The sequence below is a fragment of the Pseudomonas sp. G11 genome (assembly GCF_029457515.1).
GTDB classification, from domain to species: Bacteria; Pseudomonadota; Gammaproteobacteria; order Pseudomonadales; family Pseudomonadaceae; genus Aquipseudomonas; species Aquipseudomonas gorinensis.
The window spans coordinates 4,886,592-4,907,227 of record NZ_CP120377.1 but is presented as its reverse complement, the minus strand read 5'-3'; the positions used below and the strand labels follow the sequence as shown (position 1 = coordinate 4,907,227).

The window sequence follows — 20,636 nt, the reverse complement described above, 5'->3', positions numbered from 1 at the left end:
CGACTTGCCCCCGATGGCGGAGTGTCAGTCGACATTTCTATAACTGAACCACCGCTATCGGGGGCAAGCCCCCTCCCACATAGAGCAAAAGCACATCGCATTCCAACTATCACCTCCCGCTCAGGAGACCATCATCATGGAATGGCTATCGGAATTTGGAGCCATCGCGGCGATGCAGGGGTTCAACGGCTTGTCCGTGTTCTGCGTGCTGCTGTTGATGGCATTGGGGCTGGCGATCATTTTCGGGCAGATGGGCGTGATCAACATGGCCCATGGTGAATTCCTGACGATCGGTGCCTACACCACCTACGTATGTTCCAGCCTCACCGCGCACTTTGCGCCGAGTTTCCAGCCCTATTACTTCTTCTTCGCCATCGCCCTGTCATTCCTCGTTGCCGGCGCCGTTGGCTGGCTGGTGGAATGGGCGATGATCAGCCGCTTGTACAAGCGCCCGCTGGACACCTTGCTGGCGACCTGGGGCCTGTCCCTGGTGATGCAGCAAACCTTCCGCTCGGTGTTCGGCGCCCGTGAGGTCAGCGCTGAACCACCGGCCTGGTTGATGGGTTCGGTGAACTTCACCGACGCCATCGAGATCCCGCGCAACGGCCTGTTCATGATGGGCCTGACCCTGCTGCTGACCGGTGCGATCTTCCTGATGCTGTACCGCTCGCGCTGGGGCCTGCAGGTGCGCGCCACGGTGCAGAACCGCTTGATGAGCCGCGCGGTGGGGATCAACACACGCAAGGTCGACCGCATGACTTTCGCCCTCGGCTGTGGCGTGGCCGGGGTGGCCGGTGCGGCGTTCACCACCATCGGCTCCACTGGCCCCACGGCGGGCTCGCAGTACATCGTCGACACCTTCCTGGTGGTGGTGTTCGGAGGCGCGCAAAGCCTGTTCGGCACGATTGCCTCGGCGTTCGTGATCGCCCAGACCCAATCGCTGTCGGAGTTTTTCCTGAGTGGCTCGATGGCCAAGGTACTGACCTTGTCGTCGGTGATTCTGATCCTGATGCTGCGCCCGCAAGGGTTGTTCTCCATCAAAGTGCGCAAGTAGAGGCGAGCAGATGAAGGCTTTAGACAAGCTGCTGGGCGGCCAGCAAAACCTGATAGGCATCGTGCTGTTGGCGCTGTTGATCCTGGTGGTGTTTCCCCTGACCCTGGATGCATTCCGGCTGAACATGGTCGGCAAGTACCTGACCTACGCGTTCGTCGCGGTGGGGCTGGTGCTGTGCTGGGGCTATGGCGGCATTCTCAGCCTGGGGCAGGGCGTGTTCTTTGGCGTTGGCGGCTATTGCATGGCGATGTTCCTCAAGCTGGAGGCCTCCGACCCGCAGAGCACCAAGATTCAGTCCACCCCCGGCATTCCGGACTTTATGGACTGGAACCAGATCACCGAATTGCCCTGGCTGTGGCAGCCGTTCCACAGCTTCAGTTTCACCCTGGTGGCGGTGATCGCGGTGCCGGTGCTGCTGGCCTTTATCATCGGCATGGCGCTGTTCAAGCGGCGCGTGGGCGATGTGTACTTTTCCATCGTCACCCAGGCGATTGCGCTGATCCTCACGGTGCTGATCGTCGGCCAGCAAGGCCTGACCGGTGGCGTCAACGGCATCACCGACCTCAAGACCCTGCTCGGCTGGGACCTGCGCACCGACAGCGCAAAAATGCTGCTGTACTTCATCAACGCCGGCTTGCTGTTCGGTTGCATCTTCATTGGCCGCTTTATCCTCGCCTCCAAGCTGGGCCGGCTGTTGATGGCGATGCGCGACAAGGAAGAGCGCGTGCGTTTCTCCGGTTATGACGTGGCCAGCTTCAAGATTTTCGTGTTCTGTGTGGCGGCGGCGTTCTCGGCCATCGGCGGGGCGATGTTTGCCTTGCAGGTAGGCTTTATGTCGCCGTCGTTCGTCGGCATCGTGCCGTCGATCGAGATGGTGATCTTCGCGGCGGTGGGCGGGCGCATGTCGCTGCTCGGCGCGGTGTATGGCGCGCTGCTGGTGAACTACGGCAAGACCTATTTCTCCGAGTCCTTCCCCGAGTTGTGGCTGTACCTGATGGGCGGGTTGTTTATCGCCGTGGTCATGTACTTCCCCAATGGCCTGGCCGGGTTGTGGGACAGCCACGGGCGCCAGGCGCTGGCCAAGCTGCTGCGCCGCCCACCGCCGATGAAAGCCGTGGCCCCCAAGGCCAGACCCAAGGCTGAAAGCAAGATCCTGGAGACCCAACCATGACCGCCGTTGGCTTTGAAATGAACAAACCGGTGCTGGCCATCGAGGGCCTGACGGTGTCCTTCGACGGCTTCAAGGCGGTCGACAACCTCAACCTGTATATCGACCGCAACGAAGTGCGCGTGGTGATCGGCCCCAATGGCGCGGGCAAGACCACGGTACTGGACCTGATCTGCGGCAAGACCCGCGCCACCAGTGGCAGCATCCAGTTCGATGGCCAGGAACTGACCAAGATGCGCGAGTACAACATCGTGCGCGCAGGCGTGGGGCGCAAGTTCCAGAACCCGTCGATCTACGAAAACCTCACCGTCTTCGAAAACCTCGAGATGTCCTACCCGGCCGGGCGCAAGGTGTGGGGCGCGCTGTTCTTCAAGCGCAACGCCCAGGTGATCGCACGGGTGCAAGAGGTAGCGCGGGAGATCTTCCTCGGCGACCTGTTGCAACAACAGGCCGACCTGCTGTCCCACGGGCAAAAGCAGTGGTTGGAGATCGGCATGCTGCTGATGCAAGACCCCGAGCTGCTGATGCTCGATGAACCGGTGGCGGGCATGAGCGTCAACGAGCGCGCGCAGACCGCCGAGCTGCTCAACCGCATCAGCCAGGGCCGTTCGGTGCTGGTGATCGAGCACGACATGGAATTCGTCAAGAGCATTGCCCACAAGGTCACGGTGCTGCACCAGGGCAAGGTCCTGGCCGAGGGCAGCATGGAGTCGGTGCAAAGCAATCCGAAAGTCATCGAAGTGTATCTGGGCCACTGAGGAGCCGCGCATGTTCAAGATCGACCAGTTGTCCTGCGGCTACGGGCAGAGCCAGATCCTCCACGACCTGGACCTGCACGTGGCCAAGCGCGAGATCGTCGCGGTGATGGGCCGCAACGGCATGGGCAAGACCACCCTGTTCAAGAGCCTGATGGGCATCCTGCCGCAGTGGCAGGGCCAGGTCAGTGTGGACGGCCATGAGGTGTCGGCGCTGGAAACCCATGAGCGGGTAGCGCGGGGCATCGCCTATGTGCCCCAGGGCCGCATGATTTTCCCCAGCATGAGCGTGCTGGAAAACATCCAGACCGGCCTGCCGGCCTCGGCCCGAGGCAAGGTGCCGGAGGACTTGTATGCGCTGTTCCCGGTGCTCTACGACATGCAGTCGCGCAAGGGCGGCAACCTGTCGGGCGGGCAGCAACAGCAGTTGGCGATCGCGCGGGCCTTGGCGACCAACCCCAAGGTGTTGCTGCTGGATGAACCGACCGAGGGCATCCAGCCGTCGATCATCAAGGACATTGCACGCACGCTGAAGGAAATCCGCAACCTGCGCGACCTGACCATCGTGGTGTCGGAGCAGGTGCTGTCCTTCACCCTGGAGATCGCCGACCGTTTCCTGGTGATCGAGAAGGGCCGCTTTGTGATCGAAGAGACCCGTGATCGAGTGGACGAGGCGACCATCAGTCGCTACCTGTCGGTGTGACGAGGGCGGTCCCAGGGCCGCCGCATAGACAGCACGTACATGCAATTTTCCCCTGCGCGATAGCGCCACACTTCCCCCATCGCTCAACGTTCCAGGGGGGAAGACACCATGGACCCGACACCCAAGACCAGCCCTGACGAAGTCGTCACCCTGGTCGTCAAACACCGCATCAAGCCAGGCCTTGAAGCCGACTACGAAGCCTGGCTGCGGCGTATCGTGCGCATCGCCGGCGAGCGCCCCGGCCACCTCGGTGTAGACGTGGTGCGCAGCAAGCAGGGCGGCCTGGCGCTGTTCACCTGCGTACTGCGCTATGGCACCACCGCTGCGCTGGAGCAGTGGCTCGACTCCCCCCAACGCAAACAGCTGATCGCTGAAGCTGCGCCGATGCTGGCCGACGGCGACCAGACTGAAATCGGCGCGGCCAACGAGTTCTGGTTCACGCCCCTGGCCGACAGCGCCGCCAAGCCGCCGCGCTGGAAGCAGGCGGTGGTCAGCCTGTGTGTGATTTTGCCGCAGACCTTGCTGTTGCCGTTTATCTGGGGGCCGATCCTGCGTCTGCACCCGTTCCTGTCCAACTACGTGGTCTCCACCTTCCTGGTCACCCTGACCATCGTCCTGTTGGTGGTCTACCTGCTGATGCCGGCGGCTACCCGCCTGTTCGCTCCCTGGCTTGAAGCCTCTGTAAAGGAAACCCTATGAACGCCGATCTGATTCTGTTCAATGGCCAGTTCCACACCGTGGACCGTGAAAACCCGCGCGCAACCGCCGTCGCCATTCGCGAGGGGCGCTTCGTCGCCGTCGGCACTGACGGTGAGGCCATGGCCCTGCGCGGCAGCGGTACCCAGGTCATCGACCTCAAGGGGCGTACCGTGATCCCCGGCCTTAACGACTCGCACCTGCACCTGATCCGGGGCGGGCTGAACTATAACCTCGAACTGCGCTGGGAAGGCGTGCCATCCCTGGCCGATGCCCTGCGCATGCTCAAGGAGCAGGCCGACCGCACCCCCACGCCACAATGGGTGCGCGTGGTCGGTGGCTGGAACGAATTCCAGTTCGCCGAAAAGCGCATGCCGACCCTGGAAGAGCTCAACCAGGCCGCGCCGGACACCCCGGTGTTCGTGCTGCACCTGTATGACCGCGCCTTGCTCAACCGCGCCGCCCTGCGCGTGGCCGGCTACACCAAGGACACGCCGAACCCGCCGGGTGGCGAGATTGTGCGTGACAGCCAAGGCAACCCCACCGGCATGCTGGTGGCGCGGCCCAACGCGATGATTCTGTATTCGACCCTGGCCAAGGGCCCGAAACTGCCCCTGGAATACCAGGTCAACTCGACCCGCCAGTTCATGCGTGAACTCAATCGCCTGGGCCTCACCAGTGCGATCGACGCCGGTGGCGGTTTCCAGAACTACCCCGATGACTACGCGGTGATCGAGCAACTGGCCAAGGATGAACAGCTGACGGTGCGCATCGCCTACAACCTGTTCACCCAGAAGCCCAAGGAAGAGCTCAGCGATTTCAAGAACTGGACCGGCAGCGTCACCCTGCACCAGGGCGACGACTACCTGCGCCACAACGGCGCTGGCGAGATGCTGGTGTTCTCCGCGGCGGATTTCGAAGACTTCCTCGAACCGCGCCCGGACCTGCCGCTGACCATGGAGCAGGAGTTGGAACCGGTGGTGCGTCACTTGGTGGAGCAGCGCTGGCCGTTCCGCCTGCACGCCACCTATGACGAATCGATCTCGCGCATGCTCGACGTGTTCGAGAAGGTCAACCGCGATATTCCGTTCAATGGCCTGCCATGGTTCTTCGACCATGCCGAAACCATCACCCCGAAAAACATCGAGCGCGTACGCGCCCTGGGTGGCGGCATTGCGATCCAGGACCGCATGGCGTTCCAGGGTGAGTACTTTGTCGAGCGCTACGGCGCCAAGGCCGCCGAAGCCACGCCGCCGATCAAACGCATGCTGGCCGAAGGCGTGCCGGTGGGCGCGGGCACCGATGCCACGCGGGTGTCGAGCTATAACCCGTGGACCTCGCTGTACTGGATGGTCAGCGGGCGTACCGTCGGCGGCCTGGAGCTGCATGCCGAAGGCTTGCCACGCCTGACCGCGCTGGAGCTGTTCACCCACGGCAGCGCCTGGTTCTCGTCGGAGCAGGGCAAGAAGGGCCAGATCAAGGTCGGCCAGTTGGCGGACGTCGCCGCGCTGTCGGCGGATTTTTTCAGCGTCGATGAAGAAGCCATCAAATGGATCGAATCGGTGCTCACCGTGGTCGGCGGCAAGGTGGTGTACGGCGCCGGCGACTTCGAAGGTTTCGCGCCACCGCGTGTACCGGTGCTGCCGGACTGGTCGCCGGTGGTCAAGGTGCCAGGGCACTGGCGTCCGTCTTCGCCGTTGCAAGCTCAGGTCCACCAGTGCAGCGGCCCCTGTGGCGTGCATTCCCATAGCCACGAAAAGGCGCGCCTTTCCAGCGTGCCGGTCAGCGACTTCCAGGGTTTCTGGGGGGCGTTTGGCTGTTCTTGCTTTGCCTTTTAATCAACTCGCCTCTTTCGACAAACAGGAGCAACTCCCATGACTTACAAACGCCTGAATAAAGATGATGCCGTGGTGCTGTTGGTGGATCACCAGACCGGCCTGATCTCCCTGGTGCAGGATTTCTCCCCCAATGAGTTCAAGAACAACGTACTGGCCCTGGCCGACGTGGCGAAGTTCTTCAACCTGCCGACCATCCTCACCACCAGTTTTGAAGGCGGTCCTAACGGCCCACTGGTACCCGAGCTGAAGGAACTGTTCCCGGACGCGCCGTATATCGCCCGTCCTGGCCAGATCAACGCCTGGGACAACGAAGATTTCGTCAAGGCCGTCAAGGCCACCGGCCGCAAGCAGATCATCATTGCCGGGGTGGTAACGGATGTGTGCGTAGCGTTCCCGACCCTGTGCGCCCTGGAAGAAGGCTTCGAGGTATTCGTGGTCACCGACGCCTCCGGCACCTTCAACGAAACCGTGCAACAAGCCGCCTGGGCGCGTATGACCGCCGCCGGTGCGCAACTGGTGAACTGGTTCGCCGTGGCCTGCGAGCTGCAAGTGGACTGGCGTAACGACATGGAAGGCCTGGCCAACCTGCTGTCGCCGCGCATCCCGAACTACCGCAACCTGATGAACAGCTACTCGGCGTTCACTGCCAAGTAACCGGTTTTCAAGCCTGTCGGTAATCCCCTGTGGGAGGGGGCTTGCCCCCGATTGCGGTGTGTCAGTCTCAGTATTGTTGACTGATGCACCGCTATCGGGGGCAAGCCCCCTCCCACATTTAAATTGTGGTGATGCGACTATCCAGTTATAAAACAGCCAAATGTCCACCGAGAAGCGACAATGAACCCCTTCGAAGACATGCGCCTGTTCTGCCAGGTCATGGAGTCCGGCAGCTTTACTGCCGCCGCCGAGCAACTCGGCCTGTCCAAGCAATTTGTCAGCCGCCGCCTGATCCAGCTCGAAGACCGCCTCGGCGTGCGCCTGCTCAACCGCTCCACCCGTCGCCTGGATGTCACGCCCCTGGGGCAAAGTTACTACGAATCCGCCTTGCGCCTGCTCAACGATGTCGAGCAAGTGGAGCAGGGCATCGCCGGCCAGAACAGCGAACCGCGCGGCACCCTGCGCCTGAGCGCGCCGCTGTCGTTTGCCATGGCGCACCTGGGGTGCCTGCTGCCGCAGTTCTTGCAGCGCCACCCCCAGGTGTCGGTGGAGGTCGACCTCAGCGACCGCCCTGTGGACCTGATCGGCGAAGGCTACGACCTGGTCCTGCGCATCGGCACCCTGGAAGACTCCACCCTGATCGCCCGCCGTATCGCCAGCATCCCGCGGGTGTATTGCGCCAGTCCCGACTACCTGGCCCTGCGCGGTACCCCGCAAAAACCCGAGGACCTCGCCGACCACGACTGCCTGCCCTATGGCCATGGCCGCCAGGTGCAGTGGCGCTTCAAAGGCAAGGTGCAGGCACTGCAGGTCAGTGGCCGCATGCGTGTGAATAACGGCGACCTGCTGCGCGACACCGCCATCGCAGGGCTGGGTGTGACCTACTTGCCGACCTTTATCGTCGGCGATGCCTTGAAGGACGGGCGCCTGGTGAGCGTACTGGACGACTTCGCCCCCGAAGACCTGACCTTGTCGGCGGTGTATCCCCAGCATCGGCAAAGCTCACGGCCGGTGCAGGCGCTGGTGGAGTTCCTGCGCGAGCGCCTGGCTAGTGGCTGTTGAATAGCTGGCGGATCAGGCTCGGCGTGCTGCCGGTCCAGCGCTTGAACGAGCGCCGGAAGTTCGCCGCGTCGTTGAAGTTCAGGTACGCCGCCACCTCATCATTGCTGTAGCCCTTCACCTGATACAGGTGCAACGCGACTTGCTTGCGCACCCGATCCACCTGCTCCTGGAAGCCGGTGTCGTGTTTGTGCAGCTTGCGCTTGAGGGTCGCCGGGCTCATGGCGAAGGCCTGGGCTGCCTGTTCCAGGCTCGGCGGCTGGCGCACCTGGTCGTGCAGGTAGTCGTACAGGCAGTCGAGAAAGCTGCAGGCAAAACCCAATTGTTCGATCTGCTCGCGCGCTTGCTGGCGGGCGACCTGGCCTGCGGTGGCCGAGGCGCCCGGCCAGGTACGGGTGAGGTATTCGCGCGGGATGCTCATCATGTCCAGCGGGCGCTCGAAGCGCGTGTGTTCGCCCAGGTTGACCCAGTACTGTTCGACATAGCGCGGCTCGCCGTGGCTGAAACTGCACGCCCACGGCAGGCGCTGGCCGCTGAGCCATTGGCTCATGGCAACCAGCGAGGTCATGCTCGCTTCCAGCAGGAAGCGCCAATGCTCGCCGGCGCCGCAACTGTCCCGCCAGTACAGGTAGGCGTGGTGTTCATCCAGCTCCAGTTGCAGCGTGGCCAATGGGCTGAGCAGCACCTGTTGCTGGATCAGGATCTCCAGCGCCTGGTGCAGGTGTTGCGCATGGCCCAGAGCGTGACTGGCCGCGCCGTAGTAACCGGGCAATAGCCGCTGCCCCAACAAAAAGCTGCTGTCGTCGGCGTCCAACAGCTTGCGGCTGTTGCCGATCAAGCCGAGAAACTGCTGTGGGCTCAGGCGTGCGGTACCCGCCAGGATGTCCTCATGAAACAGCCCGGTGCCGCGCAGCAGGCGGTGGCTGTCGATGTCGCGGGACAGCGCCAGGTCGATCAGCGTGGCGGGTTGGTAATGGCCGGGGATGAAGCGGCTGTCGGCTTCATACCAGCTGGTTTTCACGGCCATCTCAGGCACTTTTCGCAAGCGGTTGCTTGGCCCTGGCCAACGCCAGGTTCAGGCGCTTGAGCAAGTCCTGGGGCGGTTCTTCAAGCGCCATCACCACGGCGGTGGTCGCGGCCAGTTGCAGGCGTTCGCCCTGTTGCCGGGTCTTGTGGGCCAGGCCGCGCACCGCTTGCTGCAACTCCAGCGCCAGCTCCTTGGCCTGGCGTTCGCCGGTATTGGGCAGCAGCACGACAAAGCGGTCACCGGCCAGGCGGCACAGCAAGTCCTGGCGGCGCAGGTTGAGCAGGAGCAAATGGCTCAACGCCTGCAACACTGCATCGCCCTCGGCGTGGCCGTAGGCCTGGTTGATGGCGGCGAAATTGTCCAGGTCCAGGGCCAGCAACGACAGCGGTTGTTGTTGCTCGCGGCTGTCTTGCAGGCTGTCGGCCAACTGACGCTTGAGGTAATCGGCGCCGGCCAGCGGCGTGAGTTTGTCGAACAGGCGATGTTCGCGAAACAGCCGTTCGCGTTTCTCCATCTGCGCGCTGATCGCCAGTTGTTCGCGGTGCCAATGGTAGATGCCGATGGTCAGCAGGATCATGCCCACCGGCATCGGCCCGGACTCCAGCCAGTGGTCCCAGGTGATGCTGTCGGGCAGGCGGATGAATTCGTCGAGGCTGTCGATCCACCAGGAGAAAAAGATGCACGACAGGCCCAGCGCCAGGTAGTTGGTGACGCGGCCGGCGGGGCGGCTTTTCAGCACCAGGCCCAGCCACACCAGGGCGAGCAGGGCGGAACCGCCTTCGCCGAAGATATCCAGCCATACCCACTCACTGACGCTTTTCAACTCGCCACAGGCCAGGTGCAGGATCAGCCCGAGGTTGGCGGCGATCAGCAGCAACGAGAGTTTCCAGCGGTGGGGCTTGAGCACGGAAAACATGGCCGCGGGTCCTTGGACAAGTGAGCGAGGAGGTCAGCACAGCAGATGGATGTGACCGTTGGATGACGGTGGGGGAGGGTCGAATCAGCTCATCTCAAACACACTGGAGATCAAAAAATGTGGGAGGGGGCTTGCCCTAATGCCGTTTAGTTAAGCGTACATCGCCTTCTGTAGGAGCGAGCTTGCTCGCGAAAAACTCACAGGCGACGCGTTGATTCAGGAAACACGCGTTATCGTTGACGTTTTTCGCGAGCAAGCTCGCTCCTACAAAAAAAGCATTAGGGCAAGCCCACTCGCCACAGCAAGCCCCCTCCCACAGGGGATCTTCACAGGTCATATCAGCTCATTCCACATCCAGAATCGGGCAAAACCCCCGGTTTACGGGGCTTCGCGCCGATCCCTGTCACAGAACCGTCATCCCCCACCCCTAGCTTGCCCTCCCAGTTGCCGGGCCACTTGCCTGGCGCCAACGGACTCTTGGGGAGGATTTCATGTACAAGCGCACCGGGCTCGTCAGCTTTACGCTTACTGCCTTGGCCCTGGCCATCGCCAGTGAACGGCTCAACGCGGCGGAAGCGGCCACCACCGAACACGTTGAAGTGGTCGGCCAGGCCGCGGCCATCGACAAGGCCCTCAAGGAGCAGCGTTCCTCCGACAGCATCAAGAGCGTGGTGCATGCCGACGGTGTGGCGCAGTTGCCCGACGAAAACGTTGCCGAAGCGGCGCAGCGCCTGCCGGGGATCAGCGTCGAGCGTGACCAGGGCGAAGGGCGCTTTGTCAGCGTGCGTGGCCTGGGCCCGGACCTTAACAGCGTGACCATCAACGGTACCCTGGTGCCATCGCCCGAGAGCAAGCGGCGCGCCGTGGCCCTTGATGTGCTGCCCTCGGAACTGGTGCAGTCGCTGTCGGTGATCAAGACCCTGACCCCAGACATGGACGCCAACTCCCTGGGCGGTACCGTCGACGTGAAGAGTCTCTCGGCCTTCGACCACAACGGCCTGTTCTACACCGGCAGCACCGAAGCCAGCTACGACAAGAATACCGGGCAGACCAGCCCGAAATTCTCCGGCGCCGCCAGTAACCGTTTCAGCCTCGGCGACGGCATCGACAACTTCGGCGTGGCGGCGGCGCTGAGCTGGCAAAAGCGCGACTTCGGCTCGGACAACGTCGAAACCGGCGGCGCCTGGGACTTCAGCCGGGGCGCGCGGCTTAACGAGTTCGAACAGCGCGACTACGACATCAGCCGCGAACGCGCCGGCGGTGGCCTGAACTTCGACTACAAGCCCGACGACCTCAGCAGCTACTACCTGCGCACCCTCTACAGCCGCTACAAAGACAGCGAAACCCGCAACTCCACCAGCATTGAATTTGCCGACCCCCAGGTCCCTGGCGAACTGGGCGATGCCGAGGGCAAGCGCAAGCTGAAGAACCGTGAAGAAACCCAGGAAATCCAGTCCTACGTGTTCGGCGGCGAACGCATGCTGGGCCTTTGGACCTTGAGCGGCCAGGCCGGTTACAGCCAGTCCAGCGAAGACAGCCCGGCGCATATCGCAGGCGCCACCTTCGACGGCGGCGACTTTGCCAACAGCGGTTTCTACGACAAGGACAAGCCCCGCCCGATCATCGGCAGCGGCTTCTACGACGCCAGCAACTTCACCCTCGACAAGGTCGACTGGGAAAAGCAGAACACCCAGGACACCGAGAAAAACCTGCGCCTGGACCTGGCCCGCGACTATGACCTGAGCGGTTACGCCTCCCAGGTCAAGTTCGGCGGCAAGGTCAGTCGACGGAACAAGGACAACGACCTCGAAGCCTGGGTCTATAAAGACTTCGACACCCTGGGCTACAGCGCCGACCAGCTCAACCTCACCCAGTTCCAGAAGGGCAGCGTCGACTATCGCCTCGGCAACTACGGCCCAGGCATCAGCCCCGGCGCCATCAAGCAGCTGATTGGCAGCCTCAACCCGGCGGATTTCTACGACGAGACCGAATCGCGGGTCAACGACTTCACCCTCCGCGAAGACATCAACGCCGGCTACCTGATGAACACCATCGACATCGACGACTGGCGTTTTATCGCCGGCCTGCGTTACGAAGGCACCGAGTTCGAAGCCAAGGGGACCGGCGCCACCGACGGCCAGTTCACCGCCACCGAGACCAAGCGCCGTTATCACCACTGGCTGCCGGGCCTGCATGCGCGCTACCAGATCGACAAGAACACCCAGGTGCGCGCGGCCTGGACCAAATCGGTGGTGCGCCCGACCTTTGGCCAGCTGGCACCGGGCTTTGTGATCGACGATGACGAAGCCACCTTCGGCAACCCGGACCTCAAGCCGCTGGAGTCGAGCAACCTGGACCTGGGCATCGAGCATTTCATGGGCCGCGCCGGAACTGTGTCGGCGTTCGTGTTCTACAAGGACATCAAGCATTTCGTCTACAACACCGACCTCGCCGGCACCGGCGCCTGGGCCAACTTCGCCGAGGCCCATACCTACGCCAACGGCGACGGCGCCAAGCTCTACGGCCTGGAACTGGCCTACTCACAGAAGTTCGACTGGCTGCCCGCACCGTGGAACGGTTTGCTGATCGGCGCCAACAGCACCTTCAGCCGGTCCAGCGCGGATATCGAAGGCTTCGACGCCGCCAGTCGCACGAACCGCAAGCGCACTATCAGCCTGCCCAACCAGTCGGACACCGTCGGCAACCTGATGCTCGGTTGGGAAGACGACACGCTCAGCCTGCGCCTGTCGGCCAACTACAAGTCGGCCTACCTGTATGAACTGGCGTCGATCAACGACAAGGCCCACGACCGGCACGTCGACGCGCAGACCTTCGTCGATTTCAGCGCGCGTTACTCGCTGACCAAGAACCTGCAAGTCAGCTTCGAGGCCCAGAACCTCACCGACGAGTCGTACTTCGTCTACACCGGCAACCGCAGCTACAACGGCCAATACGAAGAGTACGGCCCGACCTACAAAGTGGGCCTGACCTTCACCCATTTCTAACCCACCCCATACCCCACTGTAGGAGCGAGCTTGCTCGCGAAAAAGCCCGGAACACCGCGTGCATCCAGACAGCCCGCGACATCGTTGACGTTCTTCGCGAGCAAGCTCGCTCCTACAAGACAAGGATTTTGTTTGTTCATGAGACTTTCCAAGCTATACCTGCTGATCGCCCTGGCCACCGGCGGCAATGCATTCGCCGCCGACCTGGCGCTGACCCCTTGGGCACCTAGCCTGAAGGCCGAAGCCGTGGCCTTCCTGCCCAACGCCAGCGAGCGCGTGGCCGCCAGCACCCGTGACGGCCTGCAACTGCTCGACAGCAAAGGCGCCGAACTGGCGCGTTTCAAAGGCAACTTCAGCAGCCTCGACACCCGCGCCGCAGGCCCCCACGTGCTGGTCGCCAGCCTCGACAACGACCGCCAGCAGGCGCTGCTGATCAACCTGGACAGCGCCAGCAAAACCTGGGGCACGCCGGTCTACCTGCCGACCCGCGACTACCCGGTGAATGGCCTGTGCCTGTACCGCGACGCAGCGGCCAACCTGTTTGTGTTCCTGGTGGGCGAGGAGGGCAAGGGCGAGCAATGGCTGGTGGGCAACGGCTCGACGTTGCTCGCTGAACCCCAGCGCGTACGCGGTTTGCCGCTGCCGCCGTCGGCGCAGTTCTGCCAGGTGGACGACGCCACCCAGCAATTGGTGGTGAATGAAGAGAGTGTCGGCTGGTGGGCCTACCCGGCGCACCCGGAAGCCGATGTGAAACGCACCCCGGTGGCGCTGTTCGACAACCCCAAACGCGAAGCCGGGGCCATGGCGCTGGTACCCGGTGGCGTGGTCGCGCTGGACCCAAAGACCGCCAAGTTGCACCTGTTCCAGCAAACCGGCGAGCGCTGGGTGGAGCAATCGAGCCTGGGCCTGCCGGGCCTGAAAGAGCCGGAACAACTGGCGATCAATGGCCGCCAACTGCTGGTGCGCGATGACGACAGCGGCGCGCTCTACCAGGCCAGGCTCGACTGGCAGGCCAAGCCCGTCGCGGTGGCGCCGTGGCTGCCGGAGGTCGCGGCCTTGCGCCAGAGCGACCCGGTTGGCCGTCAGGGCGATGCGGCGGATGACCCGGCGATCTGGATTCACCCCGAAACACCGGGCAAAAGCCGTGTGCTCGGCACCAACAAAAAGCAAGGCCTGCTCGCCTACGACCTCGACGGCAAGCTGTTGCAGGAACTGGCGGTGGGCCGCCTGAATAACGTCGATGTACGCCCCCGCTTCAAGCTCGGCCAGCAAACGGTCGACCTGGCCGTGGCGAGCAACCGCGATCACAACAGCCTGAGCCTGTTCAGCATCGACCGTCAGAGCGGCGAGCTGCGTGAAGCCGGTGAAGTGCCCACGCCGCTCAAGGAAATCTACGGCATTTGCCTGTTCCAGCCAGCCAGCGGCGAGATCTACGCAATCGCCAACGGCAAGGACGGCACCTTCCTGCAATACCGCCTCAGCGCGCCGGACGGCCGGGTGCAGGGCGAGCTGGTGCGCCAGTTCAAGGTCGACAGCCAACCCGAAGGCTGTGTGGCCGACGACCAGCGCCAGCGCCTGTTTATCGGTGAAGAAGATGTGGGCGTGTGGGCGGTGGATGCGCGCGCCGATCAACCGGCGACCTTGACCAGCGTGATCAAGGTCGGCCCACAGTTGCATGCGGATGTCGAAGGCCTGGCGCTGTACCAGAGCGATAAGCATGACTACCTGGTGATCTCAAGCCAAGGCAATGACAGCTACCTGGTGGTGGATGCCGAGCCGCCGTTTGCCGTGCATGGCGGCTTCCGCGTCGGCTTGAACGCCGCTGCCGGGATCGACGGCGCTTCGGAAACCGATGGCCTGGAAGTCACCGCCATCAACCTCGGCGGGCCGTGGAGCCAGGGCATGCTGGTGGTGCAGGACGGGCGCAAGCGTATGCCCGAGCAAACCCAGAACTTCAAGTTCGTGCCCTGGGCCGAGGTCACCCGCGCATTGAAATTGCCGTGAACCGTCATCAACCGGTCATCACTTTTTAATCGAATGGGAGATTCACTATGCACGCGACGATGGAACATATGACGATCTGGGGTTTGATCAGCGACGCCAGCCTGTTGGTCAAGGCGGTCATGGTCACCTTGCTGTTGGCGTCCTTGCTCAGCTGGTACCTGATTATCCAGCGCGGCAGTGTGCTGCGCCGCCTGGAACGGCAGTTGAACGGTTTTGTGCAACGCTTTCGCGCCGCGCCGGACTTGCAGGCGCTGTACCGCGACACGTTGCAGGCGGGCGAGGGCGGCGTGGCGCCGATCTTTATTGCCGGGGTCCAGGAATACCAGCACCTGCACAGCCATGATCCGCAGGTGCTCGAAGGCGTCGAGCGGGCCTTGCAGGTAGCGATCACCGAGCAGGAAATCGAGCTGGAAAAGGGCCTGCAATTTCTCGCCACCGTGGGGTCGGTCAGCCCGTACATCGGTCTGTTCGGCACGGTGTGGGGCATCATGAATTCCTTTATCGGCCTTTCCCAGGTGCAGCAGGCCACGTTATCCACCGTAGCGCCGGGCATCGCCGAAGCCTTGATCGCCACGGCCATCGGCCTGTTTGCCGCCATCCCGGCGGTGATCGCCTATAACCGTTTCGCGGCGCGCGGCCAGACTCTGCTCACCCGTTACTACGCGTTTGGCAATGAGCTGCAAGTGCGCCTGCACCGCAGCCTGCGCGGTGCCGCGATCAACCTGGCCGTGGCCGCCTGAACAGGAGCGCTCCCATGTTAGTAAGGCCGCAACGCAAGCACGGGCCCAAGGCCGAGATGAACGTGGTGCCGTATATCGATGTGATGCTGGTGCTGCTGGTGATCTTCATGGTGACCGCGCCGATGTTGACCCAGGGCGTGAAGATCGAACTGCCCAAGGTCGCCGCCGAGGCGTTGGCCACCGACACCCGCCAGCAGATCCTCACGCTGTCGGTAAAGGCCGACGGTGGCTATTACTGGAACCTCGGCGGCGAACTCGATACCCAACACCAGACCGACAGCGCCGTGAGCCTGGAGGAAATGGGCGCCAAGGTCATGCAGGTGGTGGCCGCGCGCAGCGACACCCAGGTCTACATCCGCGCCGACGACAACGCCGGTTACGGCCGTGTGGTCGCGGCCATGGCGGTGTTGCAGAAGGGCGGGGTCAGCAACCTGGGGCTGGTGACCGAGGCCCCGCAATGACGGCGATGATCATGCACAGTCCGACCCTGCCGATGGCGCCCCGGGATGCTTCGGGTTTTTGCAGAAACAGCCTCGCCGCCAGCCTGGCGGTGGCGCTGCACGTGGGCGTGCTGGCCGCGTTGATGCTGGGCTGGTCGACGGAGAAGCCTGTGGTGGATGCCCCTCGGGTGATGCACACGCAGTTGGTCATGCTGCCACCGGCGCCAGCGCCCGAGCCTGAACCGGTGGTGGCCGCGCCCGCACCGTCGGAGCCGCTGGTGGTACCGGTGCCGGCCCCGGCAAAGCCCACGGTCGACCCGCAGATCCAGGCGCAAAAACTCGAGAAAGCCGCCTTGGCGCGTAAACGCGTCGAAGACAAGAAAATCGAGCAGCAGCAGGAACGCCTGGCCACCGAACAACGCCATCGTGAGCTGGAACAACAGCGCCTCGATCAGCAACGCCTGGCCGCTGAAAAAGCCCGAGCTGCTACCCCAGCCCCGGCGGCGGCCTTCGACAGCCGCCAATACCAACCCCTGAGCAAGGAGGCACCGGACTATCCCGAACGCGCCCTGGACAAGCACATCGAAGGCGACTGCTCGGTGGAATACACCGTCAACCCCCAGGGCCGGGTAGAAAACCCCAAGGTGCTGGACGGCTGCCACCCCTTGTTTATCCGGCCTTCATTGGCGGCGGCGAATACTTTCCGTTACCAGCCGCGGATCGTCGAAGGCAAGGCCGTGGCCGTACCAGCGGTGCGCAACACCTTCCACTACCGCATCAAATAAGATTTTCCAATGGACACAGGCCCCCTGTGGGAGGGGTGGCAAGCCCTAATTAGGAACACTGTAACTGTGGCGGGCGGACTTGTTGTGGCGAGCGGGCTTGCCCCGCGTTGGGCTGCGAAGCGGCCCCAAAACCAGGCAGCGCGGTGTGTCAGTTAAAAACACATCGCCTGTGATGGGGCCGCTTCGCGCCCCAACGCGGGGCAAGCCCGCTCGCCACAACAAGCACGCTCGCCACAACAAGCACGCTCGCCACAACAAGCACGCTCGCCACAACAAGCCCGATCACCACAGCAAGCCCTCTCCCACATGGTTGAACGGCGTCAGGCGTTAGCTAGATTCGATAGTTCGCTACCTGAAACGTAGCGTTCCAGATTCGCCAGGAACGTATCGGCAATCTCGTTGCGGCTATTGGTCGAGATCGCCGAGGTGTGGGGCGATAACCGCACCCGTGGGTGGCTGTACAGCGGGTGCCCATCCGGCAGCGGCTCCGGCTCAGTCACGTCAAGCGATGCCAGGCCGATTTGGCCGTTATCCAACGCCTCCAACAACGCCTCCTGATCCAGCAACCCACCGCGTGCGATGTTGATCAGGTGCAGCCCCGGCTTGGCGCTGCCCAGCACATCACGGTTGATGATATGCCGCGTGGCCTCCGTCAGCGGCGCTGCCACCACCAAGTGGTCGGCGCGGGCGAACAGGTCATGGATATCCGCCGCCGCCTGCACACCGTCAACACCCAACGGCGTCGAACGGTGGCGCAGCGCGACCACCTTGATGCCCAGGCCCAGGGCTTTGTGCGCCAGGCTTTGGCCAATTGCGCCGAAGCCGAGGATGCCCAGGGTAGTGCCCTTGAGCGGACGCAGGGCGGTGAAGTTCCATTGCGAGTCCTTCACCCAGATGTCCGGCAAATGCTTGGAGGCGGCAAAGATCGCCGCCAGGGCGAACTCGGCCAGGTTGTCGGCGGCGCTGCCCCGGGAGGTGGTCACCGGTGGGCCGTTGAACAGCCATTGCGGGTAGAAGTCGATACCCGATGAGACCAGGTGCACCCATTGCGCACCATAGGGCCAGCCCGGCGGTGGGGTGTCCGGGGCCGTGTAGCCGTGCACGTTGATCGGGCGCAGCAGCAGGATATTCGCCTGGGGCGGCAGGTCGCCTGGCACGCCCACCGGCACGCCGATCACCTGGGCTTGAGGGTGGATCGCAGTGACGCGCGCGCGGATCACGTCGTTGTAGTCTTCGCCCAGTTGGCTGGCAATAATCACCTGACTCATGTGCGTTCCTTCTGGCGTTGGGCGAAGACGGCTTTGCCGACGCCTTGCAGCACGGCGTCGTTCTGTGGGGTATGCACGCGGCTGCACAGCACGTCGCGGTAATGCCGTTGCAGCGGGCTGTGTCGCGACAGGCCGGGGTTGCCGGAAGCCTCAATGGCCAGCTCCACCGCACGGATGGCGTTACCGGTCACCAGGTACTTCAATTGAGCCGCATTGGCTGCCGGGGTGTGGCCTTCGGCGGCAGTGTCCAACAGGCTGCGGTTGGCAAACAACAGGGTGTCGATATGCCCAACGGTTTCCTGGAAACGCGGCAGGGTGGACAGCGCCGCGCCGAGGTTGGACGGCGTGCGTTCTTCCAGCCAATTCACCAGCCAGTCCCGCGCGGCCTGGGCCACGGCGTCATACACCGAGGACAACAACACCGACATCCATAGGAAATCCTCGCTATCCAGCTCGGGCTTTGGCGCGCTCCAGGGGCTGACGCTGACGGCGTGATCCAGCGGTACCAGCACGTTGTCGAGCACCACTTCATGGCTGCAAGTGGCGCGCATGCCCAAGTGGTCCCAGGTGTCGATGATGCTCACGCCGGGGCTGTCCTTGGGCACCAGCCAGATGCCCACCAGTGGGTCTGGGTCATCGCTGCGTGCCCATACGCTGAACCAGCTCAGGCCATGGCTGCCGGTGGAGTAGATCTTGCGCCCGCTGATGCGCCAGCCATCAACGGTGCGCACCGCCGTGGTCGCCGGCAGGCCCCCGCGGGCCGGGGTGCCGAGGTCGGGTTCGACGCGCAGGGCATTGATCAGCGCGCCGTTGCGTACCGCCTCTTCGGCGACTCGCACGCGCAGGTGCCGGGGCCAGGTCTTGCTGTCTTGCAGGCGGGTGTGTTGCAGGTACTGCATGACCAGGATCAGTGCAGTGGACGGTTCACCCTTGGCAATCGCGCTGATCGCCTTGCGCGCCTGGGGCAGGCTGGCACCGCCGCCACCGAGGGCCTTGGGCACGGTGAGGGCGAGCAGGCCGTGTTCATGCAGCAACGTGAAATTGTCGTGGGGGAAGGCACCGCTTTCGTCGTACAGGTGCGCGGTGCTGGCCAGCTCGGCGCCGAGGCGTTCGAGCAGGGCATCGAAGTGGGCGACTTCCACGGAGCGTAGAGACGGTTGGGTCATAAGAATGTACTCAGGCCAGGGCCTTTTCGGGGGCGTCGATCACGCTATAGCGATTGGCCGGTACGTCCAGGCCGAGATTGTCGCGCAGGGTCTGGCCGCTGTACTCGGTGCGGAACAGGCCGCGCTGTTGGAGCACCGGCACCACCAGCTCGGTGAAGTACTGCAAGCCATCCGGCAGTACCGAATTGACGATAAAACCATCGCTGGCGCCAGTCTCGAACCAGGTCTGGATCGCATCGGCGACCTGCTCCGGGGTGCCGACGAAATCACGCTTGGGCCGTGAGAACCGCAGGGCCACTTCGCGCAGGGTCAACCCTTCGTCCCTGGCCAGTTGCTTGATGCGGTCCGAGCCGCCTTTCTGGCTGTTGGAGCCCAGGTCGCCGAGTTCCGGGAAGGGGGCGTCCAGGGGGTACTGGCTGAAGTCATGGTCATTGAACGGGCGGCCCAGGGCGACGATCGCATCTTCCACGGTGACCAGGTCCACGGCCTGCTGATAGCGGCTTTCCACTTCGGCCTCGTCGCGGCCGACAATCGGGCGGATGCCCGGCAGGATAGACAGGCTGTCGGCGTCGCGGCCAAAGCCTTTGGCGCGGCGTTTGAGGTCCTGGGTGTAGGCCAGGCCTTCTTCGATGCTCTCCACGTGCACAAAGATGGCGTCGGCGTTCTGCGCCGCAAAGTTACGCCCATCTTCGGACGTGCCCGCCTGGAAAATCACCGGTTGGCCCTGGCGTGAGCGCGCAATGTTCAGCGGGCCTTTTACCGAGAAAAACTCGCCCTTGTGGTTCAGCGCATGCAGCTTGCTCGGCGTAAAGAATTCGCCGCTTTGCTTGTTGTAGGCAAAGGCGTCGTCTTCCCAGGAATCCCACAGGCCCTTGACCACGTTGAGGTGTTCCTTGGCGATGCGATAGCGCACGGCGTGCGGCGGGTGCTCTACCTTGCCGAAGTTGTCGGCGGTGCCGCTGAGCCACGAGGTGACCACGTTCCAACCGGCACGACCGCCGCTGATATGGTCCAGCGACGCGAACTGGCGCGCGACCTGATAGGGCTCGGTGTAGCTGACGGTCACGGTGGCGACCAGGCCGATGTGCGTGGTCAGTGCCGCGAGGGCCGAGAGGATGGTCAGCGGCTCGAAACGGTTGAGGTAATGCGGGCTGGACTTGGCGTGGATGTGAAGGCTGTCGGCGATGAACACGAAGTCGAACTTGGCCGCTTCGGCGAGCTCGGTCTGCTGCTTGTAGAAGCCGAAATTCGTGCTGGCGTTGGGTTGCGCCTGCGGGTGGCGCCATTCGCCCCAACCGTGGCCGACACCGTGGACCATGGCCCCCAATTTCAATTGACGTGGCTTGCTCATGTTTTCT

The 20,636-nt window shown here is 63.4% G+C and carries 18 protein-coding genes; 13 read left to right on the top strand and 5 right to left on the bottom strand.

The genetic code is table 11. The features are described 5' to 3' along the window. Nucleotides 1-136: 136 nt before the first annotated feature. From urtB to P2T68_RS22465, 8 genes are all read left to right on the top strand, one after another. Complete coding sequence (gene urtB, locus P2T68_RS22500; RefSeq protein ID WP_024074867.1) at nucleotides 137-1,054, top strand: urea ABC transporter permease subunit UrtB; 918 nt, start codon at nucleotides 137-139, stop codon at nucleotides 1,052-1,054. Nucleotides 1,055-1,064: 10 nt separating this feature from the next. Further along, nucleotides 1,065-2,225 (top strand): urea ABC transporter permease subunit UrtC, encoded by a 1,161-nt coding sequence (urtC, locus tag P2T68_RS22495; RefSeq protein ID WP_024074868.1) that lies wholly within the window; start codon nucleotides 1,065-1,067, stop codon nucleotides 2,223-2,225. After that, a complete protein-coding gene (gene urtD / locus P2T68_RS22490) occupies nucleotides 2,222-2,980 on the top strand; it encodes an urea ABC transporter ATP-binding protein UrtD (RefSeq protein WP_024074869.1) in 759 nt (252 codons plus the stop codon). Before urtC ends, urtD begins: the two co-directional genes overlap by 4 nt. A 10-nt stretch (nucleotides 2,981-2,990) precedes the next feature. Next, nucleotides 2,991-3,680 (top strand): urea ABC transporter ATP-binding subunit UrtE, encoded by a 690-nt coding sequence (urtE, locus tag P2T68_RS22485; protein WP_024074870.1) that lies wholly within the window; start codon nucleotides 2,991-2,993, stop codon nucleotides 3,678-3,680. Nucleotides 3,681-3,788: 108 nt separating this feature from the next. Continuing rightward, entirely contained in the window at nucleotides 3,789-4,379 is a 591-nt protein-coding gene (locus P2T68_RS22480) for an antibiotic biosynthesis monooxygenase (RefSeq protein WP_024074871.1), read from the top strand. Further along, nucleotides 4,376-6,214: an amidohydrolase gene (locus tag P2T68_RS22475; RefSeq protein WP_024074872.1), complete on the top strand. Its 1,839-nt coding sequence runs from the start codon at nucleotides 4,376-4,378 to the stop codon at nucleotides 6,212-6,214. The genes P2T68_RS22480 and P2T68_RS22475 overlap by 4 nt, the downstream gene beginning before the upstream one ends. A gap of 36 nt (nucleotides 6,215-6,250) precedes the next feature. Further along, nucleotides 6,251-6,868 carry an isochorismate family cysteine hydrolase YcaC gene (gene ycaC, locus P2T68_RS22470; RefSeq protein ID WP_024074873.1) on the top strand — a complete coding sequence of 206 codons (618 nt, stop codon included), beginning with the start codon at nucleotides 6,251-6,253 and terminating at the stop codon, nucleotides 6,866-6,868. Between the two features lie 180 nt (nucleotides 6,869-7,048). Further along, complete coding sequence (locus P2T68_RS22465; RefSeq protein ID WP_102625384.1) at nucleotides 7,049-7,930, top strand: LysR family transcriptional regulator; 882 nt, start codon at nucleotides 7,049-7,051, stop codon at nucleotides 7,928-7,930. Here the strand turns inward: P2T68_RS22465 and P2T68_RS22460 are convergent. Further along, nucleotides 7,917-8,954 (bottom strand): AraC family transcriptional regulator, encoded by a 1,038-nt coding sequence (locus P2T68_RS22460; RefSeq protein ID WP_277378299.1) that lies wholly within the window; start codon nucleotides 8,952-8,954, stop codon nucleotides 7,917-7,919. The genes P2T68_RS22465 and P2T68_RS22460 overlap by 14 nt on opposite strands. Before the next feature lies 1 nt (nucleotide 8,955). Beyond that, a complete protein-coding gene (locus P2T68_RS22455) occupies nucleotides 8,956-9,870 on the bottom strand; it encodes a GGDEF domain-containing protein (RefSeq protein WP_024074876.1) in 915 nt (304 codons plus the stop codon). 491 nt (nucleotides 9,871-10,361) lie between these two features. Between P2T68_RS22455 and P2T68_RS22450 the strand changes: the two genes are divergently transcribed. The 5 genes from P2T68_RS22450 to P2T68_RS22430 all read left to right on the top strand — a co-directional run bounded on the left by P2T68_RS22450 (nucleotide 10,362) and on the right by P2T68_RS22430 (nucleotide 16,844). Beyond that, nucleotides 10,362-12,875: a TonB-dependent receptor gene (locus P2T68_RS22450; protein ID WP_277378297.1), complete on the top strand. Its 2,514-nt coding sequence runs from the start codon at nucleotides 10,362-10,364 to the stop codon at nucleotides 12,873-12,875. A 138-nt stretch (nucleotides 12,876-13,013) separates the two neighbouring features. After that, the gene (locus tag P2T68_RS22445) at nucleotides 13,014-14,879 is read left to right on the top strand and encodes a phytase (protein ID WP_277378295.1); all 1,866 of its coding nucleotides are present in this window, start codon (nucleotides 13,014-13,016) and stop codon (nucleotides 14,877-14,879) included. 47 nt (nucleotides 14,880-14,926) lie between these two features. Continuing rightward, nucleotides 14,927-15,619 (top strand): protein TolQ, encoded by a 693-nt coding sequence (tolQ, locus tag P2T68_RS22440; RefSeq protein ID WP_024074879.1) that lies wholly within the window; start codon nucleotides 14,927-14,929, stop codon nucleotides 15,617-15,619. Between the two features lie 14 nt (nucleotides 15,620-15,633). Beyond that, a complete protein-coding gene (gene tolR, locus P2T68_RS22435; RefSeq protein WP_024074880.1) occupies nucleotides 15,634-16,080 on the top strand; it encodes a protein TolR in 447 nt (148 codons plus the stop codon). After that, nucleotides 16,077-16,844 (top strand): energy transducer TonB, encoded by a 768-nt coding sequence (locus P2T68_RS22430; protein ID WP_024074881.1) that lies wholly within the window; start codon nucleotides 16,077-16,079, stop codon nucleotides 16,842-16,844. Before tolR ends, P2T68_RS22430 begins: the two co-directional genes overlap by 4 nt. 320 nt (nucleotides 16,845-17,164) lie before the next feature. Here the strand turns inward: P2T68_RS22430 and P2T68_RS22425 are convergent, their stop codons facing one another. The 3 genes from P2T68_RS22425 to P2T68_RS22415 are packed head-to-tail and all read right to left on the bottom strand — an operon-like array spanning nucleotide 17,165 to nucleotide 20,629. Next, nucleotides 17,165-18,112, bottom strand: a complete 948-nt coding sequence (locus tag P2T68_RS22425; RefSeq protein ID WP_277378294.1) for a D-isomer specific 2-hydroxyacid dehydrogenase family protein — start codon at nucleotides 18,110-18,112, stop codon at nucleotides 17,165-17,167. Next, nucleotides 18,109-19,278 carry an acyl-CoA dehydrogenase family protein gene (locus P2T68_RS22420; protein ID WP_168233324.1) on the bottom strand — a complete coding sequence of 390 codons (1,170 nt, stop codon included), beginning with the start codon at nucleotides 19,276-19,278 and terminating at the stop codon, nucleotides 18,109-18,111. The genes P2T68_RS22425 and P2T68_RS22420 overlap by 4 nt, the downstream gene beginning before the upstream one ends. A 10-nt stretch (nucleotides 19,279-19,288) precedes the next feature. Then, nucleotides 19,289-20,629 carry an LLM class flavin-dependent oxidoreductase gene (locus P2T68_RS22415; RefSeq protein WP_024074884.1) on the bottom strand — a complete coding sequence of 447 codons (1,341 nt, stop codon included), beginning with the start codon at nucleotides 20,627-20,629 and terminating at the stop codon, nucleotides 19,289-19,291. Nucleotides 20,630-20,636 lie beyond the last annotated feature (7 nt).